The following is a 26,397-nucleotide window of genomic DNA, read 5'->3' on the forward strand; positions in this document are numbered from 1 at the left end:
GCGGCTTTTGCAAATCTCTGAATATTCTGAACTTGTTGGGCGCGGCGATTGCAGAAAGTGGCACCAGGAGTTTTTGCTTTCTATAACATATTTCATGCTGATTGCAGTGGTATAAAAAAGTCAACTGTCAGTAGTGACAGTTGTGCGTGAGAGAGAAAGTGGCGTAAATTTTTTGCTCTTGTTATGGAAGGGAAGGGCTTGTTATGAAAGGTTCGAGTGGTGTTGATGTTGGTGAAGTTAAAAAATTTGGTGAAAATTTAAAGCTGGTAAAATCTACAAGTGGGTTCATTGAACTTCGTGTCAAGCGAGAGGGGCAGGAGGATGAAAAGCTGCAGACGGGATGGTTCAACTTCTATATTGAGAGTTGGCGTACTGTAGTTGAGGCCTACTTTGGGGAGGATACGGGCGCCAGAGTACCAGCAGTCATGCTGCTGGCTAATCATAAGTTGCAAAAAAAGACCTACGAAATTAAGAATCCTTTCGACGACGACTGGGAAGTTTGCGCTATGTTTGGAACCGGAAGGCCGAATGGAGGAATTAGTGGGGATGCATTTGGTAAGGGCATACTGAAAGTTCACGGCATTGTTGATAATGACGTGAAGCAACGCATTGATGGAACTTTTTCGTTTAATTATGTAGATCGTGATGGGCAGGTAGTAAAAGTAGAAGCTGATGATTTTTGGGCTGAGTTTGAATATTGATATTTCTGAACGTTTGTTGAGAGATTCTTTCATGCAAAAAAAAGCCCGCCTGGATAGCGGGCTTTTTTCTCAACCAAAGATCAGAACAGCTTCATCTTCGGCGCTTCTTCTTTCAGCGGTTCGTTCTGCGCGGTCTGCGCATTCCAGCCACCGCCCAGGGCCTTGTACAGGTTGACCGCACTGGTCAGCTGCGCGAGGCGGTCGGTGATCAGTGCCTGTTGCGCGCTGAACAACTGACGCTGGGCGTCGAGGAAGGTCAGGTTGCTGTCGACACCGATACGGTAACGACGCTCGGCCAGGCGGTAGTAATCCTGGTTGGCCGCGACAAAGTCACGCTGCGCTTGCAGTTGCTCGGTGTAGGTCTGGCGCGCGGCCAGGCCGTCGGCGACTTCCTGGAAGGCGGTTTGAATCGACTTCTCGTAGTTCGCCACGCCAATGTCCTTCTGGATCTTGGCGTAGTCGAGGCTGGCGCGCAGGCTGCCGGCGTTGAAGATCGGCAGGTTGATCTGCGGCTGGAACAGCCAGGTCCCCGAACCGCCCTTGAACAGACCGGACAGGTCCGGGCTCAGGCTGCCCGCGTTGGCGGTCAGGCTGATGCTCGGGAAGAACGCTGCACGGGCGGCGCCGATGTTGGCGTTGGCCGCTTTCAGGTTGTACTCGGCCTGCAGGATGTCCGGACGACGCTGCAGCAGGTCCGAAGGCAGACCGGCCGGTACGTCGCTGAGCAGATCATCCGACAGCGGTTTGGCCGCTTGCAGATTGGCCGGGATGCCGGTGCCGAGCAGCAGGGTAAGGCTGTTTTCGTCCTGAGCCACCTGACGGGTGTACTTGGCCAGTTGCGCCCGGGCGTTTTCCACCGAGGTACGCGACTGCGCCAGGTCCAGCGCCGAGGCCACACCGACTTCGTTGCTGCGGCTGGTCAGCTTATAGCTTTCTTCAAACGCACCGAGGGTGTCTTGCGTCAGCTTGAGCAGTTCCTTGTCGGCCTGCCAGGTCATGTACGCGTTGGCCACGCTGGCCACCAGACTGATCTGCGTGCTGCGACGCGCTTCTTCGGTGGCGAAGTATTGTTGCAGCGCTTGTTCGCTCAGGCTGCGCACCCGACCGAACAGGTCAAGTTCGTAGGCGCTGATGCCGACGGTCGCGGTGTAGGAGCTGGTGATGCCCGCTTCACCGGTCTGCGAAGCCCGTGCCGGAACGCGCTGGCGACTGCCGGTGGCGTTCGCCGAAACGGCCGGGAACAGGTCGGCACGCTGGATGCGGTACTGAGCCGCATAGGCGTCGATGTTCAACGCCGCGACACGCAGGTCGCGGTTGTTTTCCAGCGATACCTGGATCAGTTGCTGCAGGGCCGGGTCATGGAAAAACTGCTTCCAGCCCTGCTCGGCAGCGGCTTGCGCCGGTGCCTGGGCCGGCGAGTAAGCCGGGCCCTGCGGGAACTGGTTCGCAACCGGTGCTTCTGGCCGCTGATAGTCAGGAATCAGCGAACAACCGCTCAGCACGAAGGCGGCGACTGCGATGGAGAGTAGCGACTTGCTCATTGGCCAGCCTCTTTAGGAGTTTCAGTCGTCTCATCCTGGTCGGCGATTTTACGCTGGCCCATGGACGAAACCGTGACGAAGAACAGTGGGACCCAGAAGATCGCCAGAATCGTAGCCGTGAGCATACCGCCAATCACGCCCGTACCGATCGCATGCTGGCTGCCCGAACCTGCGCCAGTGGAGATAGCCAACGGTACTACACCGAGGACGAACGCCAGCGAGGTCATGATGATCGGTCGCAGACGCATGCGGCACGCTTCGATCGCCGCATCGCGCAGACTGCGCCCTTGTTCATGCAGCTCCTTGGCGAACTCGACGATCAGAATGGCGTTTTTAGCCGCAAGACCGATGGTCGTCAACAGGCCCACCTGGAAGTACACGTCGTTGGACAGCCCACGCAGGCTGGTGGCCATCAACGCACCGATGATCCCCAGCGGTACCACGAGCATGACCGCAATCGGAATCGACCAGCTTTCATACAGCGCCGCCAGACACAGGAACACCATCAGCAGCGACAGGGCGTACAGCGCTGGCGCCTGCGAGCCGGACAGACGTTCCTCGTAGGACAGACCGGTCCAGGAGATACCGACACCGGCCGGCAGCTTCTTGGCAATCGCTTCGACTTCGGCCATCGCTTCACCGGTGGAGTAACCCGGCGCCGGAGACCCGAGAATCTCCATCGCTTCCACACCGTTGTAACGCGCCAGTTTCGGCGAGCCGTAGATCCACTCGCCCTTGGCGAATGCGGAGAACGGCACCATGGTCCCGGCGCTGTTGCGCACGTACCACTTCTTCAAGTCTTCCGGGCTCATCCGCGAGCCGGCCTGGCCCTGGATGTACACCTTCTTGACGCGACCGCGGTCGATGAAGTCGTTGACGTAGCTACTACCGAAGGAGATCGACAGGGTGCTGTTGATGTCGGAAATGCTCACGCCCAGGGCGCGGGCCTTCGCATCGTCGATTTCCAGATGATATTGCGGCTCGTCGTTCAGCCCGTTCGGACGCACCTGGTAGAGCACCTTGCTCTGCGCAGCCATGCCGAGGAACTGGTTACGCGCTTCCATCAGTTTTTCGTGACCGATACCGGCGCGGTCCTGCAGGAACACGTCGAAACCGGTGGCGTTACCCAGCTCCAGTACTGCCGGCGGAGCAAAGGCGAACACCATCGCATCGCGGAAGCTGAAGAAGTGCTGCTGGGCGCGCTGGGCCAGGGCAAACACGCTGTTGTTCGAATCACGTTCGTGCCACGGCTTGAGCATGATGAACGCCAGACCCGAGCTCTGCCCACGACCGGCGAAGTTGAAGCCGTTCACGGTGAACACCGACGCCACTGCGCCCGCTTCCTTATCCAGCAGATAGGAACGCATTTCGTCGATCACGACTTGCGTACGTTCGGCGCTGGAGCCGGCCGGGGTCTGCACCTGAGCGAACAGTACGCCCTGGTCTTCTTCCGGCAGGAACGCGGTCGGAATGCGGGTGAACAGCCAGATCATGCCGACCACGATCAGGACGTAGGCCAGCAGGTAAGGCGCTTTGCGCGACAGCATGTTGCCGACACCGCGCTCGTAGCTTTTCACGCCACGGTCGAAGCTACGGTTGAACCAGCCGAAGAAACCTTTTTTCGGCGTGCCGTGCTCGCCTTTCGGGATGGCCTTGAGCATGGTGGCGCACAATGCCGGGGTGAAGATCAGGGCAACCATTACCGACAGGGCCATGGCCGAAACGATGGTGATCGAGAACTGCTTGTAGATCACACCGGTGGAGCCGCTGAAGAACGCCATTGGCAGCAGTACCGCCGACAGCACCAGCGCGATACCGACCAGAGCGCCCTGGATCTGGCCCATGGACTTTTTGGTCGCTTCCTTCGGTGACAAGCCTTCTTCGCTCATCACCCGCTCGACGTTCTCCACCACGACGATGGCGTCGTCCACCAGCAAGCCGATAGCCAGCACCATACCGAACATGGTCAGGGTGTTGATGCTGAAGCCGAACGCCGCGAGGATGCCGAAGGTACCGAGCAATACCACCGGCACGGTCATCGTGGTGATGACCGTGGCACGGAAGTTCTGCAGGAACAGGAACATCACCAGGAACACCAGCACGATCGCTTCGACCAGGGTTTCAACCACACCCTTGATCGATTCGGTCACCACCGGGGTGGTGTCGTACGGGAACACCACTTCCATGCCTTGCGGGAAGAACGGCTTGAGTTCGTCAATCGTCTTGCGTAGCGCCTTGGCGGTGTCGAGGGCGTTGGCGCCGTTGGCCAGTTTTACCGCCAGACCGGACGATGGCTTGCCGTTGAACTGCGCCGAGATGGTCGAGTTTTCGCCACCCAGACCGACGTCGGCGACATCGCCGATGTGCACTTGCGAACCGTCCTGGTTGACCTTCAGCAGAATCGCCTTGAACTGCTCGGCGGTCTGCAGACGGGTCTTGCCGATGATCGTGGCGTTCAGTTGCTGGCCAGGCAGCGCCGGCAGACCGCCGAGCTGACCGGAAGACACCTGAACGTTCTGCGCCGAGATCGCGCTGCTGACATCAGCCGGAGTCAGGTTGTACTTGTTCAGCTTGGCCGGGTCGAGCCAGATGCGCATCGCGTACTGGGCACCGAAGACCTGGAAGTCACCGACACCGGCGGTCCGCGAGATCGGGTCCTGCATGTTCGACACGATGTAGTTGGACAGGTCGTCCTTGGTCATGCTGCCGTCACGCGACACCACGCCGATCACCAGCAGGAAGTTTTTCACTGCCTTGGTCACGCGGATACCCTGTTGCTGCACTTCCTGCGGCAGCAGCGGGGTGGCCAGGTTCAGCTTGTTCTGAACCTGAACCTGCGCGGTGTCGGAGTTGGTGCCTTGCTCGAAGGTCGCGGTGATGGTCATGCTGCCGTCGGAGTTACTTTCCGAGGACACATAACGCAGGTTGTCGATACCGTTGAGCTGCTGTTCGATCACCTGGACCACGGTGTCCTGAACCGTCTGTGCCGAAGCACCCGGGTAGGTTACGGAGATCGCGATGGCCGGAGGCGCAATGCTCGGGTACTGGTTGATCGGCAATTTCAGGATCGATAGTGCCCCGACCAACATGATCACCAGGGCAATTACCCAGGCGAAAATCGGACGGTCGATAAAAAATTTCGACATGAGTTACTCCCCTTTGCCGCCAGCGGCTTTGTCAGCTGCTTGAGCGGGGGCCGGGTTCTTGGCTACGTTGGTCGCTTCGGTCGGATTGACCTGAACACCTGGGCGAACGTACTGCAGACCTTCGGTGATCAGACGATCGCCGGCTTTCAGGCCATCCTCGATCAGCCACTGGCTGCCGACGGTACGGCTGGCCTTGAGCTGACGCAGTTCAACCTTGTTGTCCGCGCCGACAACCAGCGCGGTCGGCGTACCTTTGAGGTCGCGGGTCACGCCTTGCTGCGGCGCCAGAATGGCCGCGGCGTTGACGCCGGCCTGCAACTGGGCACGGACGAACATGCCTGGCAGCAGGGTGTGATCCGGGTTCGGGAACACGGCGCGCAAGGTCACGGAACCGGTAGTCGGATCCACCGATACTTCGGAGAATTCCAGCTTGCCGTCGAGCTTGTACTGGCTGCCGTCTTCCAGGGTCAGCTTGACCGCTGCCGAGTTGTCGCCGGCCTTCTGCAGACGACCGCTTTCCAGCTCGCGGCGCAGTTCGAGCAGTTCAACCGAGGACTGGGTGACGTCGACGTAGATCGGGTCCAGTTGCTGGATCGTCGCCATCGCGTCGGCCTGACCATTGCTGACCAGCGCGCCTTCGGTCACCGAAGAACGGCCAATGCGGCCGGAGATCGGCGCGTAGACCTTGGTGTATTTCACGTTGATCTGCGCGCTCTGAAGCGACGCTTCCGATTCCATGCGATTGGCGACGGCGGTGTCGAATTCCTGGCGGCTCACGGCCTGCTCATCGACCAGTTGCTTGTAGCGGTCGGAGATCGACTTGGTCGAACGCAGGTTGGCCTCAGCGCTTTTCAGGGTCGCTTCATAGACTGCCGGATCGATCTGATACAGCTGCTGGCCGGCTTTGACGTCGCCGCCTTCCTTGAACAGACGCTTGAGAATGATGCCGTTGACCTGTGGTCGAACTTCAGCGATGCGGTACGCACTGGTGCGGCCCGGCAGTTCCGACGTGAGGGTGAACGCTTGTGGTTGCAGGGTGACGACGCCGACCTGAGGAGGCGGAGCGGCTGGAGCCGCTTCTTCCTTTTTACATCCGCTGAGCAGCGATGCCAGGGCGACGGCAGTGACCAGAGCGGTAACAGCTGGCTTGAATTGCATGAAGATCCTCGGGTCAGGCGCGCACATTGCGCACAAGAAGTGTGAAAGGGTAAAAAAATCGGGTCGAGTGGATAAGTAGCTTGCTAAGGAATATACTTACGTTCATGGTTGTTTGTAAATAGCTTGGCGTCGTACCCACCCTGTTACAAAATGCGTCGCAAGGTTTGAAATTGTAGGCCGGGGAGCTGATTCGTGAGAGATCAGCCCCCTCTTTATTCAGCGGATATTCAGCCATCCCTGAAACATCCCGTTTGAGGTTTTACTGCCATGGTCCGTCGTACCAAAGAGGAAGCTCAGGAAACGCGCAGCCAGATTCTCGAAGCGGCCGAGAAAGCGTTTTATGAAAGGGGCGTGGCCCGCACGACCCTGGCGGATATCGCGACAATGGCCGGCGTCACGCGCGGGGCCATCTATTGGCATTTCAGCAACAAGGCTGATCTGGTGCAGGCGATGCTCGACAGCCTGCATGAACCGCTGGATGAATTGGCCAAGGCCAGCGAGAGCGAGGATGAACTCGACCCGTTGGGGTGCATGCGCAAGCTGTTGATCCATCTGTTCCATCAGGTAGCCCTGGATCCGAAGACCCGTCGCATCAACGAGATTCTGTTTCATAAGTGCGAATTCACCGATGAAATGTGCGATCTGCGCCAGCAGCGCCGCACGGCCAGTCTCGATTGCAACCTGCGCATCGGCCTGACCCTGCGTAATGCGGTCAATCGCGGCCAGTTGCCGGAAGATCTCGACACTGCCCGGGCGGCCATCAGCATTCATGCGTATATCGATGGCCTCCTGTATGGATGGCTGTTGGCGCCGGACAGCTTTCAATTGCATGCCGAAGCCGAGCGCTGGGTCGATACAGGGCTGGATATGCTGCGCCTGAGCCCCAGTCTGCGCAAATGAAACAAAATGCGTAATTGAATCTATCCGTGTCAAGACTTGAAGCGGGGAAATGTCCCTGCTTCAAGACTTTCTGTAATGGGGTGCTTTTATATACGTACGTCGGCCGGGTTGATAGGTAGCGAGCTACGTATTTTGTAGGGGTTTTGTGTCGACTGTGTGAATGAGTGTTAACGCTCGGGCTAAAAGGGCGCCGAGCAGCCGATACGCACCAACCGGTCCGTTTTGTTTCTGTGTCCCCTGTGCCCGATTTTTACCACTGGGCTGCGTCACTTCCGATGGGCTGGAGCCACGGTGGTGAGTTGCCTTGCGCCTTTACCGTTACTGCATGAGGGGGTAACTCTCTATCAGTCCGATGGCGTCATAAATGCGACCATCTTATTACTGTAAGGATAAACCGGGTTTTCATTTGCCAATAATGCGTCGCAGGTGATGGGTTCGGCGCCAATAGAGAAAGCATTTTTATCCCAGAAGAGTTCGAATTTTGGAGCCCGGTGCCCCGCCATTTTCCTGTAGCAATAACTGAGCGAGGTGTCGAACTGTACTTTCTGTTTGTAGTTGGTGTAACAGACGTAAGTGCTGAATATCTCTTTTTTGATATCGTAATCAATAACAATGTCCTGCTTCAGATGAGGATCTCCCTCAAACATCATAAAGACGGTCTGGTAAGGAAGGATCTTATCGATAGGGGTCAAGGGTGGGTGCTTTGGAGAGGAATCATCAAGCCAGAAAGTAGAGTCCGTGGCATTGGTGATTTGCAGGAGAAATGTAAGTTTATTTGGGTCTATATTGTTCATTTTTATATATCCTTGCTTGATTAAGTTGGTTGATGTGCAAGTGGTAAATTGCAAGGCGAAGCTTAGGTTTATATTCTTTCTAAGGCGAATCTTTAAATGTGTGCAAATAAAAAAGCCCTGACTCTTTCGAGGCAGGGCTTACTTGTTGGTTGATGTTTTTTACAGCGCTGGATAATCGATATAGCCGACCGGGCCTTTGCCGTAGAACAGTTCAGGACGCGCATCGTTGAGCGGTGCATCGGCCTTCAGGCGGGCCGGCAGATCCGGGTTGGCAATGAACGGTACGCCGAACGCCACCGCGTCTGCCTTGCCTTCAGCCAGCCAGGCATTGGCGCTGTCCTTGGTGAAGCGTTCGTTGGCGATGTACGCACCACCGAAGGCTTCTTTCAATTGTGGGCCGAGGCTGTCGGCGCCTTCTTTCTCACGGGAGCAGATGAAGGCGATGCCGCGCTTGCCCAGCTCGCGAGCCACATAAGTGAAGGTCTCGGCCAGATTGTCGTCGCCCATGTCGTGGGAGTCGGCGCGGGGTGCCAGGTGCACGCCGACACGGCCGGCGCCCCAGACGTCGATCGCCGCGTCAGTCACTTCCAGCAGCAGACGTGCACGGTTCTCCAGGGAGCCGCCGTAGTTGTCGGTGCGCTGGTTGGTGCTGCTTTGCAGGAACTGGTCGAGCAGGTAACCGTTGGCGCCATGGATTTCCACACCGTCGAAGCCGGCGGCTTTGGCGTTTTCGGCACCGGTGCGGTAGGCCTCGACGATCTCGGCGATTTCAGCGGTTTCCAGAGCGCGCGGGGTCGGATAGTCGGCCAATGGGCGCACCAGACTGACGTGACCCTTAGGCTGGATGGCGCTCGGCGCGACCGGAGTTTCGCCATTGAGGTACGACGGGTGCGAGATGCGGCCGACGTGCCACAGTTGCAGAACGATCTTGCCGCCGGCCGCATGCACCGCTTTGGTTACGTTGGTCCAGCCGCGCACCTGGTCGTTGGACCAGATGCCCGGAGTGTCAGGGTAACCGACGCCCATCGGGGTGACCGAAGTAGCTTCGGACAGGATCAGGCCGGCAGAGGCGCGTTGCACGTAGTACTCGGCCATCAGGGCGTTCGGTACGCGGCCTTCATCAGCGCGGCAGCGGGTCAGCGGGGCCATGATGATGCGGTTGGACAGCTCGAGGTCGCCCAGTTTGATCGGATCGAAAATAGTTGCCATGTGTACAACCCTCGTCAGTGAAGTGGTTAATCAGTGGGTAGCAGGGGCCAGGCCGGCATCGCCGTTCTGACGGAAAGTGATCAGGGTCACCAGCAGCGCGAGTACCGCCAGGGCTGCTGCGGCCAGGGGCACGCTGGTCAGGCCGAAACCGTGGGCGATGACGCTGCCACCGACCCAGGCGCCCAGGGCGTTGCCGATGTTGAAAGCGCCGATGTTCAGGGTCGACACCAGGTTCGGTGCGGCCTTGCCGAAGGTCACCACGTTGACTTGCAGCGCCGGGACGGCGGCAAAGGAGGCGGTGGCCCAGAGGAACAGGGTGATCTCCGTCGGGATCAGCGCAACGCTGGTCCAGCTCAGTACGGTGGAGACCACCGCCATCGCCACGAACACGCCGATCAGGGTCGCGCCGAGACGCTTGTCCGCCAATTTGCCGCCGATGATGTTGCCCACCGTCAGGCCGAGGCCGATCAGCAGCAGGGTCCAGGTCACGCCTTTTGGCGAGACGCCGGTGACGTCACCGAGCAGCGGTGCGACATAGGTGAAGAGGGTGAACATCGACGCGGCGAACAGCGCGGTCATGCTCAGCGACAGCCAGATGCCGGCGCCTTTGAGGGCGGCGAGTTCGGCGCGCATGTCGAGTTTTTCCTCGTCACGCTTGGCCGGCAGGAAGCGGATCAGACCGATCAGCGCTACCACACCGATCACGGTCACCGCCCAGAAAGTCGAACGCCAGCCGGCTTCCTGACCCAGCGCCGTACCCAGCGGTACACCGAGGACGTTGGCCAGGGTCAGGCCGGTGAACATCAGCGCCACGGCGGATGCACGCTTGTTCGGCGCCACCAGCCCGGCAGCTACCACAGAACCGATACCGAAGAACGCACCGTGGCACAGCGCGGTGACGACACGGGCAAACATCAGCACGTTGTAGTCACTGGCGATGGCGCACAGCAGGTTACCGACGATGAAAATCCCCATCAGCGCTACCAGTGCAGCCTTGCGCGGCAGTTTTGCGGTGGCCAGTGCCATGAACGGCGCACCGATGGCCACGCCCAGGGCGTAACCGGTCACCAGCCAGCCAGCGCCGGGGATCGACACACCAAGGTCGGCCGCCACATCGGGCAGCAGGCCCATGATGACGAACTCGGTGGTGCCGATGGCGAAGGCGCTCAAGGCCAGAATGAGTAGCGAGAGGGGCATTTGAGTCAATTCCTTGTGGGAGCGCTGAGCTCTTTGACGATGGCGTCGAGGAACGCCTGGATCACGTCCTCGTTGCGTTTGAAGAAGTGCCACTGGCCGGCTTTCTGGCTGCTGATCAAACCTGCACGCTGCAGGGTTGCCAGGTGGGCGGAGACGGTCGACTGCGACAGGCCGCAGCGTTGATCGATCTGCCCGGCGCAGATGCCGTACTCGTGGTTGTGAATCTGCTCAGGAAACTGGGCTTTGGGGTCTTTCAGCCAGATGAGAATGTCTCGCCGTACTGGGTGTGCCAGGGCTTTTATTATTTCGTCGAGGTCGAGGTTCATGGCTTTATGCTCGTGATCTGTAGCGCTATATCGCGATGAGGCAAACTTTAAATCGGTATTTCGCGATATACCAATATGAATTTGATCTGACGACCGCATAAATCGGTATATCGGGTTATAACGATACGTGTGGTGTAACGATGAAAGCGCGCAGTGCTAAGCTGCGCCCATGAACTATCTCGCACATTTACACCTCGGAGGCCAGCGCCCCGAGCAATTACTCGGCAGTCTGTATGGCGATTTCGTCAAAGGACGCCTGCAAGGGCAGTTTGCGCCGCCGATTGAAGCGGCGATTCAGCTGCATCGGCGCATTGATGTGTTCACCGATCGCCACCCGTTGGTGGACATCGCCCTCGGGCGTTTCACCGCGACCCGGCGGCGTTATGCCGGGATCGTCCTCGACGTGTTTTTCGACCATTGTCTGGCGCGGGACTGGACGCTGTACGCCGATCAACCGCTGGAGCAGTTCACCCGTGACGTGTACCGGGTGCTGTCGAATGAGCGGCAATTGCCCGAACGCCTGGCGCAAATCGCGCCGCACATGGTTGCCAATGACTGGCTGGGTTCGTATCAGGAGTTTGAAGTGCTGGAGCAGGTGCTGCGCGGGATCTCGCGGCGTCTGACGCGGCCTGAGGAGCTGGCGGGGGCGATGCAGGAATTGCGGCGGTTGTATGAGCCGCTGAGTGAGGATTTCGCGTTGTTCTACCCGCAATTGCAAGACTTCGCACAATCCTCAACAGCTCCCACAGGGGCCGGCGGTGATTTTAGCGGTTGTATTTCAGGCGGCGATGGCCGGGCGCATCGGGTTTTTCTGCTTTTCCAGAATCGCGCCAAACAACGCCTTCTGCACCGCCTGCTGCGCGTCGAATGCCAGCGCCGCACGCTCGCGATCCTGACAGGCGATCGGCTTGAGCAGGTGCACTTCGACATCGCCGCAATCATGGCTGAACAGCCGCATCAGGTGCGACAACAGATCATCGTCGCCAATGAACGGTGCCAGCGTGTCGATCTCGCCATCGCGCAGATAACGGATCGCCACCGGTTGCAGCATCACCTCTGAATCAATCGCCGCCGACAGCAGGCGACCATGAAAGGTGCGCAGCGAGCGGCCATCGGTGGTGGTGCCTTCCGGGAACATCAGCAGCGGATGCTGCGTCTGCAAATGGCGGGTCATCTGTTTGCGGATCAACTGGCTGTCACCCGAGCCGCGACGGATGAACAGACTGCCAGCCTTGGCCGCCAGCCAACCCGCCACCGGCCAGGTGCGCACTTCGGCCTTGGACAGAAACGACTGCGGCGTGAGCATGCCCAGCAGCGGAATGTCAGTCCATGACACATGATTGCTGACCCACAGCATCGGCTGCTTCGGCAATTCGCCATGCACAGTCACGCGAAAGGGCAGGGCATGGCTCAGGCGCGCCATGAAAAACCGCGACCAGCGCTGTCGACGTTGCATCGAATGCGCCAGGCCCAGGCGTTCGAACACGCCGAAGACGCTGGCCATGGTCAGGCCCAGCGCCACCACCAGCAGCACCCGCGCGATCCGCGCGTACACCCGCAACCGGCTCATCACACGGCCGCCTTGAAGTGCTTGGCGTAGCGCGGGCAGAGTTCGTCGCGCTTGAGCAGGATGAACACATCGGCGACCTGGAAGTCTTCGTCCCAGCATGGCTCGCCGCAGATCTTCGCACCCAGACGCATGTAGGCCTTGAGCAGCGGCGGCATCTCGGCGATCACGTTCGACGGGATATCCAGCGACGGCAACGGATTTTTCGGTTCGGCGCGCAAATGTTCGGTGCACAGATAACGTTCGCGCAGACGCTGCATGATCGCGTGGGCCTGCACGCCGCCGTCCTGCATTGGAATGCTCGCGCAACCCATCAGGTAGCTGTAGCCGCCCTGATTCAGCACTTCGGCCAGTTCACCCCACAGCACGGCGATGGTGCCGCCGTTGCGGTAGGCCGGGTCGACGCAGGTGCGGCCGATTTCGAGAATCGGGCCTTGCAGATGCGCCAGGCCATGCAGGCTGAATTCTTCTTCACTGTAGAACTTGCCCAGGCTGCTGGCGGCGGTGTGATCGAGCAAACGGGTGGTGGCGACCAGACGCCCGGTGTTCAGGTCACGCACGCCGATGTGGCTGCAGTGAACATCATAGTCATCCATGTCCAGACCCAGTTCCGCGCCTTTCAGCTTGGCGTTGAACTCGCCGCTGAATACGCTGAAGCGCAAGGCCTGGGCTTGCTGCAAGGCCTCGGCGCCGATCAGGCGTTCGGCTTGCAGGCGGCGTTCATTGCCGGTGTCGCTGATGCGGGCGATCTGAGTCATTTGAATCTCCGTACGGGCCTTGAACCCGTCGTGGGTTGCAGCCGATCGACTTTCTTTATGCAGCCATGTTGTGCAAAGTCAGGCTATGTAGCCCCGGTGTCATCGCCATGAACGTTTGGTGATGCTTGTATGACAGCCCACAAGGAGCCTCTTATGCCCTGGCCCAGCCTGCTCGAAAGCCATGAACGCCTGCCCGCCGTGACTGATCTGGCGGAAGGTTTCGCCACCTTGCTGCATCAATTGGGCAACGTGACGCCGTTCGAACTGGCAGTGGCCGGAGGGCGGCGGATGGCGACGCCGGGGCTGGCATTTCTGGTGGGGTATCAGGCGGCGTTGCGCATGCTCTGGCCGAGCGCGCCGCCAAGTCTCGGCGCGTTGTGTGCGACCGAGCAGCGCAGCCTGCGCCCGGCGGACATGCAGACGCGTCTCAGTGATTTGCGCTTGAGCGGGCGCAAGGATTTCGTCACCGCCGGGGATGCGGCGGACTGGCTATTGATCGCCGCGCGCACTGAAGAGCCCGGCGAAACGCCGCGCCTGAGTCTGGCGGTGGTCTATCCCGGCGAACCCGGTGTACGTGTGGAAAAACTCCCGGCGCTGCCGCTGATGCCGGACATCAGTCATGGTCGGCTGCATCTGGATGGCGCACTGTGCGAGCTCCTCGCGGGCGATGGCTGGGATGCTTATGTGAAGCCGTTTCGCACCCTGGAAGATATCTACGTGCTGAGCGCGATGACCGCGTGGTTGTATGGCGTCGGTCAGGACAGCGGCTGGTCGCAGCCGCTGCTGTTGCGCTTGCTGGCGCTGTTGGCCGGGTGCGCGGAGGCGAGCCGCCAGCCGCCGAACAATCCGGCGGGGCATGTGTTGCTGGGTGGGTTGTTTGCGCAGTTTGATGCACTCAAACCCGAGATCGATCAGGTGTTGGCCGAGGGTAATCCGGAGTGGGCGCAGATGTGGCAGCGTGATCAGGGGGTGATGCAGTTGGCGGCCGGTGCGCGGGCCAAGCGCTTGGCCAAAGCCCTGCACATTTCCCTGTAGGAGCTGCCGCAGGCTGCGATCTTCTGATCTTTAAAAGCACAAGCAAAAGATCGCAGCCTGCGGCAGCTCCTACAGTGATCGGCATATTGTCATTTGTCTGGGCCATGATTTTTGCATCCATCGGTTGAGACTTTTCCATGTGCAAAGGCCTGTCCCTGTTTCTGCTGCTGATCAGCTTCACGGTCCAGGCCGGGCAATGGCCCGGTGAGCAATGGCCGGCTGGCGCAAAAATCAGCGGCGCAGCAGTCGAGGCATTGGAGAGCTACGCCTTCCCACCCCGCGACGACACTACCCGCCAAGGCATCCGCACCGACGCTCTGCTGATCATCCGCGACGGCCGGTTGATCTACGAACGCTACGCCGGCCCGACCCGTGCCGAGACCCCGCACCTGACCTGGTCGATCAGCAAAAGCCTGATGGCCACCGTGCTGGGTGTGGCCTATGGCGAAGGCCTGTTCAAACTGGATGATCCGGTCGCGAAGTTTTATCCGGCACTGGAAAAACACCCGGCGATCACCATAGCGGATCTGCTGCACTGGGCCTCCGGGCTGGACTGGCAGGAAGACTACGAATACGCCCCGCTGAAATCCTCGGTGGTGGCGATGCTCTACACCCGTGGGCACCGCGACATGCCCGCGTTCACTGCCAATCACGACGCTTATGCGCCGCCGGGGCAGACGTTCCGTTACTCCAGTGGCGACAGCAATCTGCTGGCGGCGGCGCTGAAGAACATGGTTGGCCCGCAGCGTTATCCCGACTATCCATGGACAGCGCTGTTCGAGCCGTTGGGCATCCGCCACGCCGTGTGGGAAACCGATGCCGGCGGCACGTTTGTCGCGTCCTCTTATGCCTATCTCACGGCGCGGGATCTGGCGCGGGTCGGTCTGCTGATGGCCCGCGACGGGCGCTGGAATGATCGACAGTTGTTACCCAAGGATTGGGTCGCCTTCAACCGCGAGGCTTTTGCCGGCTACAAGGCGCACCAAGACGAAGCGGTGCCCGGTGGCCAGTGGTGGCTCAATCGCCCGGCGGATGGCGCCGCCGCGCCATGGCCTGACGCGCCACCCGACACCTTCGCTGCCCTCGGCCATTGGGGCCAGGCGCTGTATGTGATCCCCAGCGAGAAACTGGTGATCGTGCGTTACGCCGATGATCGCGACGGCAGTTATCGCCACAACGAACTGCTCAAGCGCGTGCTCAAAGCGGTGCAGCCATGAAGCTGGTCAAGCGGATTCTGCTGCTGGCGCTGATCGTGCTGCTGGGCTGGATCTGGCTCGAACGGGACAACCTGTGGGCGTTCCCCGACATCATCAGCGCGTACACGGCGAAGGAATATTGTTCGTGTCGCTACGTGATGAACAACGATGCCGAGTATTGCCGGGGCTATGTGAAACAGTGGCTGCCGACCAGCGAATTCAGCGATGACAGCGCGAGCAAAACCATCATCGTCAGTGGCATGGGCCGTAGCAATCGTGCCCAGTGGCTGGGTGAACGCCAAGGTTGCCGCCTAAATCCCTGAAACCCTCGATCCTCCAGTCAATAGATAACCCTGTGGGAGCTGGCTTGCCAGCGATGACGGTGTGTCAGTCAACAGAGATATAGCCTGTCCCGCCGCTATCGCTGGCAAGCCAGCTCCCACAGGGACTTTCACCAATCGATAGATTTGCGGCGATCAGTTTGCAATAACGGCGTGGGCGGTTAAGGTTCGTGCAGGTTTATCGCCCAACGAGTGTTCAATGTTCAACCGCTCCCTCTACAAAGCCTTCGCCAGTCTGCTGCTGGCCGCTGCCGCGTTGCCGGCGCAGGCCAATTGGTATCTGGACGGCGAATCATCGCGGCTGTCGTTTGTCAGCACCAAGAATGCCCACATTTCCGAAGTGCAACGCTTTCTGGTGCTGCACGGCAAGGTCGATCCGGATGGCCGCGCCGAGGTCGAAGTCGAGCTGGAATCGATCAACAGCGGCATCCCGCTGCGCGACGAGCGCATGCGCAAGGAGCTGTTCCAGATCGAGCAGTTCCCCGAAGCGACCATCAGCACCCGGATCGACCTGCGCCCGATCAACGATCTGGCCCCCGGTGCGCAGCTGGAATTGCGCTTGCCGCTGACCGTCAACCTGCACGGCAAGCAACATGAATACCCGGCGGAGTTGCTGGCCACCCGTCTCGATGACCGGCGTTTTCAAGTGGTGACCCTGGAACCGCTGGTGATCAACGCCGAGGATTTCGACCTGGTGCCGGGCCTGGAAACTCTGCGTAATCTGGCCGGCCTGTCGGCCATCAGTCTGTCGGTGCCGGTGGGTGCGGTGCTGATTTTCACGGCGCGCTGACATGCGCGGCGCGGTGTTTCCATGGCGTGACGGCAACCGTTTCGAACTGTTGATCGACGGCCCGCAATTCTTCCCGCGCATGCTGGTGGAGATTGCCCGCGCCGAAGAGCAGGTTGAACTGGAGCTGTATCTGGTGGAGGCGGGCGCCTGCGCCGAAGCCGTGGTTCAGGCGCTGGTCCAGGCTGCCGAGCGCGGCGTGCGGGTACGCTGCCTGTTCGATGACTACGGCAGTCTCGCGTTTACCCTGCACCTGCGTCAGCGCCTGACCAAGGCCGGGGTCGAATTGCGTTTCTACAATCGCCTGAACTGGCGGCGCTGGGTCGGCAATTTCTATCGCGATCACCGCAAATTGCTGCTGGTCGATCAGCGTCTGGCAGTGGTCGGCGGTACCGGTGTCACCGATGAGTTCTGGACCCCGGGGCAGGACACCAGCGAGTGGCATGAAGTGATGGTGGAAATTCGCGGCCCGCTGGTACTCGACTGGCAAGTGCTGTTCGACCGCCAATGGATTGCCAACCGCCATCGCCGGGCGTGGAAACCTACGGCGCATGTCGGCCTGCCACGCTTGCCCAAGGTCCCGGACATGGGCGAGGGCATGGGCCGCGTGGCCTACGCCGATGCGCGTCAGCATCGCGACATTCTGCAATCGTTGTTTCGCGCCCTCAACAGCGGGCAAAAACGCATCTGGATGGCCACCCCGTATTTCCTGCCGACCTGGAAAATCCGCCGCTCGCTGCGCAAGGCTGCGGCCCGTGGTGTCGATGTGCGGCTATTGCTGACCGGGCCGCGCACCGATCACCCGTCGGTACGCTATGCCGGCCATCGCTACTACCCGCGCCTGCTCAAGGCCGGGGTGCAGATCTTCGAATACCAGCCGTGTTTCCTGCACTTGAAAATGGTCCTGGTGGATGAGTGGGTGAGCATCGGTTCGTGCAACTTCGATCACTGGAACCTGCGCTTCAATCTGGAGGCGAATCTGGAGGCGCTGGACCCGGCGTTGACGGCAGCGGTGGCGGAGAGTTTCGAGAGGGACTTCGGCCTGAGTCAGCAGGTCAGTCTGGAAGAGTGGCAGCGCCGGCCGTTGTGGCGGCGAGTGAAGCAGCGGATCTGGGGCTGGGTGGATCGGCTGGTAGTCAATATTCTCGATCGACGCGGATAACCGCCAAACACCATTCCCCTGTAGGAGCTGCCGAAGGCTGCGATCTTTTGATCTTGTGTTTCTAAACCAAATCAAGATCAAAAGATCGCAGCCTTCGGCAGCTCCTACAGGGTATTGCGGTGTTTGTTACAGCAACTCAAAACTCTGCTGCGTCACATCCTGCGAATCCAGGCCGATCTGCACGTTGAACTTGCCAGGCTCGGCCGCGTACTTGAGCTGGGCGTTGTAGAACTTCAGGTCATCTTCGGTGATGGTGAAGTGCACGACTTTCTGTTCGCCGGCCTTGAGCATGATTTTCTGGAAGTTCTTCAGTTCCTTCACCGGGCGAATCATCGAACCGGCGACGTCCTGGATGTACAACTGCACCACGGTTTCGCCGTCACGCTGGCCGGTGTTTTTCAGGGTGACACTGGCATCGAGCTTGCCGGTCTTGTTCAGCGTGGTTGACGACAGCGCCATGTCGCTCAGCGTGAACCGGGTGTAGCTCAGGCCGTAACCGAACGGGAACAGCGGGCCGGTGGTGTCATCGAAATACTGCGAGGTGTAGTTGCCCGGTTTGCCCGGCGTGAACGGCCGGCCAATGCTCAGGTGGTTGTAGTAGGTCGGGATCTGGCCCACGGAGCGCGGGAAGGTCACCGGCAGTTTGCCCGACGGGTTGTAGTCGCCGAACAGCACGTCGGCGATGGCGTTGCCGCCCTCGGTGCCGCTGAACCAGGTTTCCAGAATCGCATCAGCCGACTGATTCTCTTCGAGAATGGTCAGCGGACGGCCGTTCATCAACACCAGTACCAGTGGTTTGCCGGTGGCTTTCAAGGCGCGGATCAGTTCGCGCTGGTTTTCCGGGATGTTCAGGTCGGTGCGGCTGGAGGACTCGTGGGACATGCCACGGGACTCGCCAACGGCGGCGACGATCACGTCGGCGTCCTTGGCCGCTTTTACCGCTTCGTCGATCAACACGTTGGCCGGGCGCGGATCATCGACCACTTCCGGGGCGTCGAAGTTGAGGAAGTTCAGGTAATCCAGAACCTTCTTGTCGCTGGTGATGTTCGCGCCACGGGCGTAGATCAGGTTGGCCTTGTCGCCGATCACCGAGCTCATGCCGTCGAACAGCGTGACCGACTGCGCAGGTTTGCCCGCAGCGGCCCAGCTGCCCATCATGTCGATGGGTGCCTTGGCCAATGGGCCGACCAGCATGACTTTTGCGTCTTTCTTCAGCGGCAGGGTGTCGTTCTGGTTCTTCAGCAGCACCATGCTGCGACGTGCCACGTCACGCGCTTCGGCGCGGTGCAGACGGCTTTCGGCGTAGGTGTCGGCCGGATCATCCTCGGCCTTGCCGATGCGCAGGTACGGGTCCTTGAACAGGCCCATGTCGTACTTGGCGGCGAGCACTTCGCGCACCGCGTTGTCGATGTCTTTCTGTTCGATCTCGCCGGACTTGAGCAGCCCCGGCAGCTCTTTGCCGTACAGGGTGTCGTTCATGCTCATGTCGATGCCGGCCTTGATCGCCAGCTTCGCCGCTTCACGACCGTCGGCGGCCACGCCGTGCTTGATCAGTTCGAAGATCGCGCCGTGGTCGCTGACGGCCAGGCCCTTGAAGCCCCAGTCCTTGCGCAGCAGGTCGTTCATCAGCCAGGTGTTGGCGGTGGCCGGAATGCCGTTGATCGAGTTCAACGCCACCATGACCCCACCGGCACCGGCGTCGATCGCCGCACGGTACGGTGGCAGGTAGTCCTGGTACATCTTCACCGGGCTCATGTCGACGACGTTGTAGTCGCGACCGCCCTCGACCGCGCCATACAGGGCGAAGTGCTTGACGCTGGCCATGATGCTGTCGGCTGCGCTCGGCGTGTCGCCCTGATAGGCCTTGACCATCACTTTGGCAATGCGCGAGGTCAGGTAGGTGTCTTCACCGAACCCTTCGGAGCTGCGGCCCCAGCGCGGATCGCGGGAGATGTCGACCATCGGCGCGAAGGTGATGTCGAGGCTGTCGGCCGCAGCTTCTTTGGCGGCAACGCGCCCGGACTGGCCGATGGCGTCCATGTCCCAGCTCGAGGCCAGGGCCAGCGGAATCGGGAAAATCGTACGGTGACCGTGGATCACGTCGTACGCAAAAAACATCGGAATCTTCAGGCGACTGCGCATCGCCGCGTCCTGCATCGGACGGTTTTCCGGGCGAGTGATCGAGTTGAACGTGCCGCCGATGTTGCCGGCGGCGATCTCTTTGCGGATCAACTCGCGAGGCATTTCCGGGCCGATGCTGATCAGGCGCAACTGGCCGATCTTTTCATCGAGGGTCATTTGCTTCATCAGATTGCTGATGAACGCGTCCTTGTTTTCCAGGGGTGCCGGGGTCGTGGCGGCCAATACTTGATGACTGGCCAGGCTGACGAACAGACCCAGCAAACACAGCTTCTTCATGAATATTTTTCTCAAGGGCCCAAGCGGCAATGCAATGCCGGCCAGCCAAAAGTTAGGGAGCGACTATTGTTGTTCGGGTGCAGGCTCAAAATGACCGAGCCAAAAACGCCCGCCGACACTCGGCAGCGTTTGCGCAGGGCCTCTTTTTAGCCCATCGGCCCGTTGCAATCCAGTGGCGCGGCCGATTATGCCCCAACCGCCGATGCAGAAGGTTTCACGGTCGGTTTTTTATGAAATACGCCAGGGAGCATCACTTTGATGAATGTCAGTCCAACCTACCGTTCGCGTTTGCAGGTCGCCACGCTGCTGGTCCTCGCCACCTTGTTGACCGCGTGCGGCATCAACAATATCCCGACCCTTGATGAACAGGCGAAAGCCGCCTGGGGCCAGGTCCAGAACCAGTATCAGCGCCGTGCCGACCTGATCCCCAACCTGGTGGAGACTGTCAGAGGCTACGCCAAGCATGAAGAAGCAACGCTGACCGCAGTGGTCGAGGCGCGGGCCAAGGCGACGTCGATCCAGGTCGATGCCAGCACCCTCGACAACCCGGAAAAACTCAAGCAGTTCCAGCAGGCCCAGGATCAGTTGAGCGGTGCGCTCAGCCGTCTGATGGTGGTCTCCGAACGTTATCCGGACCTGAAGGCCAACCAGAACTTTCTCGCCCTGCAATCGCAGCTCGAAGGCACGGAAAACCGGATTGCCGTGGCGCGGCGCGATTTCATTCTGGCGGTGCAGAAGTACAACACCGAGATCCGCACCTTCCCCGGTCGCCTCTGGCACAGCGTGATGTACAGCGACCTGCCGATTCGCGAAACCTTCGAAGCCACCACCCCCGGTGCGGAAAAGGCCCCGGAAGTGAAGTTCTGACCCGAGGTTATTCATGCGTGTGTTGAAGATAGGCCTGGTGCTGATGCTCTGGCTGTTCGCCGTCAGCGCCCGGGCCGAGTTGACGTTCCCGGCGCTGAGCGGGCGGGTGGTGGACGGAGCGCAGATGATCGAGCCGTCGGTGCGCGCCCAGTTGAGCCAGCAATTGCAGGCTCACGAGCAGGCCACCGGCGAGCAACTGGTGGTGGTCACGGTGCCTGATCTGCAGGGCACCACCATCGAGGATTACGGCGTGCAATTGGGCCGGCACTGGGGCATCGGCCAGAAAGACAAGAACAACGGCGCGCTGCTGATCGTTGCCCGTGACGAGCGCAAGCTGCGCATCGAAGTCGGCTACGGTCTGGAGGATCGGCTGACCGATGCGCAGACCTCGGTGATCATCCATCAAGTGATCACCCCGGCGTTCAAGGCTGGCAATTTCAGCAAGGGCATCAGCGACGGCGTGGCGGCGATGCTGGTGGTGCTTGGCGGCAATCCGCTGGACGAGCCGTCGACGGTGTATGAGTCGAGCGGCGATCCGCAGAGCGATTTTGTCTCGCGTCACCCGCTGTTGTTCGTTTTTCTGGTGGTGTTGTTCATCCTGACCGTGTTTGTCTGCCAGATGCTCGGTATCCTTCCCGCCGGCCGGGGTGGCTCCGGTGGCGGAGGCGGTTTCGGTGGTGGTGGTTTTGGCGGCGGTGGTGGAGGTGGGGGCTTCAGCGGCGGCGGGGGCAGTTTCGGCGGCGGCGGTTCGTCCGGCGGCTGGTGAACACACAACAATAATGATCAGGCACTTTTCGACATGGCATTACTGACTGAACACGAACAACGCAAAGTCGCCGAGGCGATCGCCCGGGTCGAGCGCGACACCGACGCCGAACTGGTCACCGTGCTGGCGGCCCGCGCCGATGACTACGCGTACATTCCGCTGCTGTGGGCCAGCCTGCTGGCGCTGCTGGTGCCGGGCATCGTTCATTACCTGACGGGCTGGCTGACCATGCGCAGCCTGCTGCTGGTGCAGTGGGGGTTGTTCATCGTCCTGTGCCTGCTATTTCGTCTGCCGAAAATCACCACTCATCTGATCCCGCGCCGCGTGCGCCACTGGCGCGCATCGAACCTGGCGCGGCGGCAGTTCCTCGAACAGAACCTGCACCACACCGTCGGCAGCACCGGGATGCTGATCTTTGTCTGCGAGGCCGAGCGCTACGTGGAGATTCTGGTGGACGAGGGGATTTCCCGACGGCTGGACAACAACAGCTGGGACACGATTGTCGCCGCGTTCACCGAGCAGGTGCGCCAGGGCCGCACGCTTGAAGGGTTCGTGACCTGCATCGAGGCCTGCGGTGAACTGCTCAAGGTGCACGTGCCGGTGACGCAGGTGAGGAATGAATTGCCCAATCGGTTGATCGTGTTGGGTTGAGTCTCTGGGCGCAGTCATTCCCTGTGGCGAGGGAGCTTGCTCCCGCTGGGGCGCGAAGCGGCCCTGAACCCGGTAAACGCGGTTTGTCTGGAGTAAGTAGTCGCCTGTTTTAACGACTGCTGCGCAGCCGAGCGGGAGCAAGCTCCCTCGCCACAAAAGACCCGGTGCAATAGGTTCTGGTGCCGTTGGGTAAATAAGAGCGTGTCCCCAACCGCCATCCCCCCTAAAATACCCGCCACTTCCGATTTCGCCCGTTCGAGGCCGCTTGTCCATGTCCGTTACCGCCCCATCCGCGCCGTCTGCCAAACCCACGCCAGACCATCACGCCCAGTTCATCGAGCTGCTGCAAACCAGCCTCGAACAGAACGGTTTCATCAAACTGGTGCTGGCCAAATACGTGGGCGAAGAGGCGGATCTGCAGCGGATCATCATCAAGGCGGTGACGGTCAAGGCGCAGCCCAACCTGTCGTTCGTCTATCGCTACAAGACCCGCGACATCACCAAGAACCTGCCGCTGAGCGAAGGTGTGGCGGTGATTGCCGAGCTGTTGCCGGCCGCGTTCAAGAATGCGCATCTGCTGACCGTGACCGACGAAGCCCAGCTCGAATACAGCAAAAAGGGCAAGAGTTCGCTGTTCAAGAGCAAGCCTCAGCAATTGCGTGAAGCACCGTCCGCCGAGCACAACCGTGAGAAAAACCGTTTTCTGGACCTGAGCCGGCCGTTCCTCAAGGATCTGGGCGTGACCAACGCGCAGCATGAGCTGATCCCGGCGATGTCGCGCAAGTGGAAGCAGATCAACAAGTTCATCGAAGTCTTCAGCCACGCCCTGACCTCCTCACCGCTGGCGCTGGACAAGCCGGTGCGGGTGGCGGATTTCGGTTCGGGCAAGGGCTACCTGACGTTCGCGATTCACGATTACCTGCGCAACACGCTCAAGGCCGAAGGCGAAGTCACCGGCGTCGAGCTGCGCGAAGAAATGGTCAACCTGTGCAACGCCGCTGCGGCCAAGCTGGAACACCCGGGGCTGGTGTTCAAGTGCGGTGACGTGCGCAGCGTGGCGCCAAGCGAACTGGACGTGATGATCGCCCTGCATGCCTGCGACATCGCCACCGACTACGCGATCCACACCGGCATCCGTTCCGGCGCGTCGATCATCATGTGCTCGCCGTGCTGCCACAAGCAGATCCGCCTGCAGATCCAGAGCCCGGCGCTGCTCAAGCCGATGTTGCAATATGGTCTGCACCTGGGCCAGCAGGCGGAAATGGTCACCGACAGCCTGCGCGCGTTGTTCCTCGAAGCCTGCGGTTACGAAACCAAAGTGTTCGAGTTCATCTCGCTGGAACACACCAACAAGAACAAGATGATTCTGGCGGTGAAACGCGCCGAGCCGGTCGACCCGGCCCAGTTGCTGGTGAAGATTGCCGAGTTGAAAGCGTTCTACAACATCAGCGAGCACTGTCTGGAAACGCTGCTGCGTTCGGATGGATACCTCTGATCCTGTGGGAGCGAGCTTGCTCGCGAAAGCGGACTGACAGTCAACGATGATGTCGACTGTTACGGCCCCTTCGCGAGCAAGCTCGCTCCCACATTTGATTTTACTGCGGTCTTGCGCCCGAGCATCACCGTCGCGATCACCCCACAGGCAAACACCCAGGTGATCGGCTCGACATGTTCGCCAAAGAACAGCGCCGAAAACGCGATGGTGAAAAAGATCTGCAGTAACTGGATCTGACTGACCCGCGCGATCCCGCCCATCGCCAGCCCGGCGTACCAGGCGAAGAACCCGAGGAACTGCGAAAACAGCGCCACATAGCCGAACGCCCACCAGGCCTTGGCTGACACTGCACCGTGATGTTGCAGCGCCAGATACAAGACTGGCCCGATCAGCAGCGGCGTCGACAGCACCAGCGCCCAGCAGATCACCTGCCAGCCGCCCATTTCCCTGGCCAACCGGCCACCCTCGGCATAGCCCAGACCACCGACGGCAATTGCGCCGAGCATCAACAAGTCACCGGCCTGAATGCTGCCGGCACCGGTGTACAGCGCGTAGCCGAGCACCAGCGCACTGCCCAGCGCGGCACAGGCCCAGAAGGCTTTTGACGGACGCTCGTGTGATAACCACGCCGCATACAGCGCCACGCACAGCGGCTGCAAACCGTTGACCAGTGCGCCATGGGACGCCGGCAAGGTCTGCATGGCCCACGCCGACAGCACCGGAAAGCCGAGAATCACCCCGGCGATTACCAGGCTCAGGCCTTTGACCTGCTGCCAGGTCGGCCACTTCTCGCGCCGCCATAACAACAGCGCCGCCGCCGGAATTGCCGCAAACAGCGCGCGGCCGAGGCCGTTGAGCAACGGATGCAGTTCCTGCACCACAATCCGGGTGAAGGGCAGGGTCAGGCTGAAAATCACAACCCCGAGCAGGCCGAGGGCCATGCCGGTGTTTTCGCGCGAGGACATGATGAGAACCAGAATAGAAGGTGGCAGGGGATTGCCTTAATCAAGCCATAAACCGGGGCGCTCGGGCTGGTACAGCCAGGCAAAGAGTTATCCATACAGTTGGATCCCCTGTGGCGAGGGAGCTTGCTCCCGCTGGGCTGCGAAGCGGCCCCCGCTTTTTTCAGGAAAACTGTGCAAACAGGTTTTGCGCCTGCTGCGCAGTCGAGCGGGAGCAAGCTCCCTCGCCACAAAGGCGGGGAGGCGTAGTAGCCGGTTGTTACCCGCCCCAACGGATAAGGTCTACCTTGAATACTCCTGCAAGCCGTTTCCCAGAGGAGTCCTCCCCATGGCCGCGAAAAAAATCCTGATGCTGGTCGGCGATTACGTCGAAGACTACGAAGTGATGGTGCCGTTCCAGGCCCTGCAAATGGTCGGTCACACCGTGCACGCCGTGTGCCCGGACAAGGTCGCGGGCAAGACCGTACGCACCGCGATCCATGACTTCGAAGGCGACCAGACCTACAGCGAGAAACCCGGACACCTGTTCGCCCTCAACTTCGACTTCGCCAAGGTCGCCGAGGCCGATTACGACGCGCTGCTGATTCCCGGCGGTCGTGCGCCGGAATACCTGCGCCTGAATGAAAAGGTGCTGGCGCTGATAAGAGCATTCGACAAGGCTGGCAAACCGATTGCCGCTGTGTGCCACGGCGCGCAATTGCTGGCAGCAGCAGGGGTTCTGGAAGGTCGCGAATGCAGCGCCTATCCGGCCTGCGCCCCGGAAGTGCGACTGGCTGGCGGCACGTTCATCGATATCGCGGTGACCGACGGCCACGTTCAAGGCAATCTGGCGACTGCACCAGCATGGCCGGCGCATCCGAACTGGCTGGCCGGTTTCCTCGGCCTGCTCGGCACCCAAATCACCCTGTAACGAGGATCCGCCGATGTGCGAGCTCTACGTCAAGGCCGACCCGATTCTCTACGAATCCCGCTCGCGCTCGCTGCGCATCTGCGGCGTGGTGACGACGCTGCGCCTGGAAAACCAGTTCTGGGACATTCTCAGCGAAATCGCCGAAGTCGATGGCATGACCACCAATCAACTGATCGCCAAGCTGTATGAAGAGGTGATGGATTATCGTGGCGAGGTGGTGAATTTTGCTTCGTTTTTGCGGGTGAGCTGTACGCGGTATCTGGGCCAGCGGCGCACGTCTGCGTCGGCGTTGTCGGTGGTACGGGCGGGGGTAAAATAGCCCCGACCGAGTTGACCCCATCGCGGGCAAGCCCGCTCCCACAGGTTTCTCTGATGCTCACAAAATTTTGTGGTCGCTGAAGAACTCTGTGGGAGCGGGCTTGCCCGCGATGGCGCTGGTACAGGCGACAGAAGTCCTGGGCTGGTCTTTACTCACTGGCGCAAAACCTCTCAACCGCCAAGGAGAATTGA

At 60.3% G+C, this 26,397-nt stretch carries 24 protein-coding genes and 1 pseudogene; 14 read left to right on the forward strand and 11 right to left on the reverse strand.

Annotation, left to right across the window (positions count from 1 at the left end; translation table 11 throughout):
* Nucleotides 1-203 precede the first annotated feature (203 nt).
* Nucleotides 204-701: a hypothetical protein gene (locus tag ABV589_RS21635; protein WP_367083541.1), complete on the forward strand. Its 498-nt coding sequence runs from the start codon at nt 204-206 to the stop codon at nt 699-701.
* Between the two features lie 80 nt (nt 702-781).
* On the opposite strand, the gene emhC is transcribed toward ABV589_RS21635, so the two are convergent.
* Genes emhC through emhA form a run of 3 tightly spaced genes read right to left on the reverse strand, consistent with a single transcriptional unit; the run spans nt 782 to nt 6,546 of the window.
* Nucleotides 782-2,242, reverse strand: a complete 1,461-nt coding sequence (gene emhC, locus ABV589_RS21640; protein WP_007963178.1) for an efflux RND transporter outer membrane subunit EmhC — start codon at nt 2,240-2,242, stop codon at nt 782-784.
* A complete protein-coding gene (gene emhB / locus ABV589_RS21645; protein WP_007963179.1) occupies nt 2,239-5,388 on the reverse strand; it encodes an efflux RND transporter permease subunit EmhB in 3,150 nt (1,049 codons plus the stop codon). The genes emhC and emhB overlap by 4 nt, the downstream gene beginning before the upstream one ends.
* A 3-nt stretch (nt 5,389-5,391) precedes the next feature.
* A complete protein-coding gene (gene emhA / locus ABV589_RS21650; protein WP_007963180.1) occupies nt 5,392-6,546 on the reverse strand; it encodes an efflux RND transporter periplasmic adaptor subunit EmhA in 1,155 nt (384 codons plus the stop codon).
* Nucleotides 6,547-6,813: 267 nt separating this feature from the next.
* Here emhA and emhR point away from each other — a divergent pair, with 267 nt between their 5' ends.
* The gene (gene emhR, locus ABV589_RS21655; RefSeq protein ID WP_027614407.1) at nt 6,814-7,446 is read left to right on the forward strand and encodes an efflux system transcriptional repressor EmhR; all 633 of its coding nucleotides are present in this window, start codon (nt 6,814-6,816) and stop codon (nt 7,444-7,446) included.
* Nucleotides 7,447-7,790: 344 nt separating this feature from the next.
* Here emhR and ABV589_RS21660 read toward each other — a convergent pair whose 3' ends face one another.
* The 4 genes from ABV589_RS21660 to ABV589_RS21675 form a co-directional block, all read right to left on the reverse strand.
* A complete protein-coding gene (locus ABV589_RS21660; protein WP_367083543.1) occupies nt 7,791-8,240 on the reverse strand; it encodes a hypothetical protein in 450 nt (149 codons plus the stop codon).
* Between the two features lie 159 nt (nt 8,241-8,399).
* On the reverse strand, nt 8,400-9,449 hold the full coding sequence (locus tag ABV589_RS21665) for an alkene reductase (RefSeq protein ID WP_007963183.1): 1,050 nt from the start codon (nt 9,447-9,449) through the stop codon (nt 8,400-8,402).
* Between the two features lie 30 nt (nt 9,450-9,479).
* Nucleotides 9,480-10,646: an MFS transporter gene (locus ABV589_RS21670; RefSeq protein WP_108590685.1), complete on the reverse strand. Its 1,167-nt coding sequence runs from the start codon at nt 10,644-10,646 to the stop codon at nt 9,480-9,482.
* Nucleotides 10,647-10,651: 5 nt separating this feature from the next.
* On the reverse strand, nt 10,652-10,972 hold the full coding sequence (locus ABV589_RS21675; RefSeq protein ID WP_003222436.1) for a helix-turn-helix transcriptional regulator: 321 nt from the start codon (nt 10,970-10,972) through the stop codon (nt 10,652-10,654).
* Between the two features lie 169 nt (nt 10,973-11,141).
* Here ABV589_RS21675 and ABV589_RS21680 point away from each other — a divergent pair.
* Nucleotides 11,142-11,705 (forward strand): annotated as a pseudogene (locus tag ABV589_RS21680) (ACP phosphodiesterase); the annotation flags it as partial.
* A gap of 45 nt (nt 11,706-11,750) precedes the next feature.
* Here the strand turns inward: ABV589_RS21680 and ABV589_RS21685 are convergent.
* Complete coding sequence (locus ABV589_RS21685; RefSeq protein WP_367083546.1) at nt 11,751-12,542, reverse strand: lysophospholipid acyltransferase family protein; 792 nt, start codon at nt 12,540-12,542, stop codon at nt 11,751-11,753.
* Nucleotides 12,542-13,297 carry an L-ornithine N(alpha)-acyltransferase gene (gene olsB, locus ABV589_RS21690; protein WP_007963187.1) on the reverse strand — a complete coding sequence of 252 codons (756 nt, stop codon included), beginning with the start codon at nt 13,295-13,297 and terminating at the stop codon, nt 12,542-12,544. Before olsB ends, ABV589_RS21685 begins: the two co-directional genes overlap by 1 nt.
* Before the next feature lie 153 nt (nt 13,298-13,450).
* Between olsB and ABV589_RS21695 the strand changes: the two genes are divergently transcribed.
* The 5 genes from ABV589_RS21695 to ABV589_RS21715 all read left to right on the forward strand — a co-directional run bounded on the left by ABV589_RS21695 (nt 13,451) and on the right by ABV589_RS21715 (nt 17,818).
* The gene (locus ABV589_RS21695) at nt 13,451-14,332 is read left to right on the forward strand and encodes an acyl-CoA dehydrogenase family protein (protein ID WP_367083548.1); all 882 of its coding nucleotides are present in this window, start codon (nt 13,451-13,453) and stop codon (nt 14,330-14,332) included.
* Nucleotides 14,333-14,469: 137 nt separating this feature from the next.
* A complete protein-coding gene (locus ABV589_RS21700) occupies nt 14,470-15,549 on the forward strand; it encodes a serine hydrolase (RefSeq protein ID WP_367083550.1) in 1,080 nt (359 codons plus the stop codon).
* On the forward strand, nt 15,546-15,851 hold the full coding sequence (locus ABV589_RS21705) for an amidase (protein WP_367083552.1): 306 nt from the start codon (nt 15,546-15,548) through the stop codon (nt 15,849-15,851). The genes ABV589_RS21700 and ABV589_RS21705 overlap by 4 nt, the downstream gene beginning before the upstream one ends.
* 217 nt (nt 15,852-16,068) lie before the next feature.
* On the forward strand, nt 16,069-16,659 hold the full coding sequence (locus ABV589_RS21710) for a YceI family protein (RefSeq protein WP_367083554.1): 591 nt from the start codon (nt 16,069-16,071) through the stop codon (nt 16,657-16,659).
* Between the two features lies 1 nt (nt 16,660).
* Nucleotides 16,661-17,818: a phosphatidylserine/phosphatidylglycerophosphate/cardiolipin synthase family protein gene (locus ABV589_RS21715; protein WP_367083556.1), complete on the forward strand. Its 1,158-nt coding sequence runs from the start codon at nt 16,661-16,663 to the stop codon at nt 17,816-17,818.
* A 126-nt stretch (nt 17,819-17,944) separates the two neighbouring features.
* On the opposite strand, the gene bglX is transcribed toward ABV589_RS21715, so the two are convergent.
* Nucleotides 17,945-20,236 carry a beta-glucosidase BglX gene (bglX, locus tag ABV589_RS21720; protein ID WP_367083558.1) on the reverse strand — a complete coding sequence of 764 codons (2,292 nt, stop codon included), beginning with the start codon at nt 20,234-20,236 and terminating at the stop codon, nt 17,945-17,947.
* Between the two features lie 258 nt (nt 20,237-20,494).
* Between bglX and ABV589_RS21725 the strand changes: the two genes are divergently transcribed.
* The 4 genes from ABV589_RS21725 to ABV589_RS21740 all read left to right on the forward strand — a co-directional run bounded on the left by ABV589_RS21725 (nt 20,495) and on the right by ABV589_RS21740 (nt 24,015).
* The gene (locus ABV589_RS21725; protein ID WP_007963199.1) at nt 20,495-21,103 is read left to right on the forward strand and encodes a LemA family protein; all 609 of its coding nucleotides are present in this window, start codon (nt 20,495-20,497) and stop codon (nt 21,101-21,103) included.
* Between the two features lie 13 nt (nt 21,104-21,116).
* Nucleotides 21,117-21,869, forward strand: a complete 753-nt coding sequence (locus ABV589_RS21730) for a TPM domain-containing protein (RefSeq protein ID WP_367083560.1) — start codon at nt 21,117-21,119, stop codon at nt 21,867-21,869.
* A gap of 33 nt (nt 21,870-21,902) precedes the next feature.
* A complete protein-coding gene (locus ABV589_RS21735; RefSeq protein ID WP_367083562.1) occupies nt 21,903-22,520 on the forward strand; it encodes a hypothetical protein in 618 nt (205 codons plus the stop codon).
* Nucleotides 22,521-22,791: 271 nt separating this feature from the next.
* A complete protein-coding gene (locus ABV589_RS21740; protein WP_367083563.1) occupies nt 22,792-24,015 on the forward strand; it encodes an SAM-dependent methyltransferase in 1,224 nt (407 codons plus the stop codon).
* Nucleotides 24,016-24,074: 59 nt separating this feature from the next.
* Here ABV589_RS21740 and ABV589_RS21745 read toward each other — a convergent pair whose 3' ends face one another.
* Nucleotides 24,075-24,980: a DMT family transporter gene (locus ABV589_RS21745; RefSeq protein WP_367083565.1), complete on the reverse strand. Its 906-nt coding sequence runs from the start codon at nt 24,978-24,980 to the stop codon at nt 24,075-24,077.
* A gap of 325 nt (nt 24,981-25,305) precedes the next feature.
* On the opposite strand from ABV589_RS21745, the gene ABV589_RS21750 reads away from it, so the two are divergent.
* The gene (locus ABV589_RS21750) at nt 25,306-25,887 is read left to right on the forward strand and encodes a DJ-1/PfpI family protein (protein WP_367083567.1); all 582 of its coding nucleotides are present in this window, start codon (nt 25,306-25,308) and stop codon (nt 25,885-25,887) included.
* Nucleotides 25,888-25,900: 13 nt separating this feature from the next.
* Nucleotides 25,901-26,206, forward strand: coding sequence for a ribbon-helix-helix domain-containing protein (locus tag ABV589_RS21755; RefSeq protein ID WP_367083569.1), 306 nt, complete (start codon nt 25,901-25,903; stop codon nt 26,204-26,206).
* Nucleotides 26,207-26,397: the final 191 nt, after the last annotated feature.

The organism is Pseudomonas sp. HOU2, assembly GCF_040729435.1.
Taxonomy (GTDB): Bacteria; Pseudomonadota; Gammaproteobacteria; order Pseudomonadales; family Pseudomonadaceae; genus Aquipseudomonas.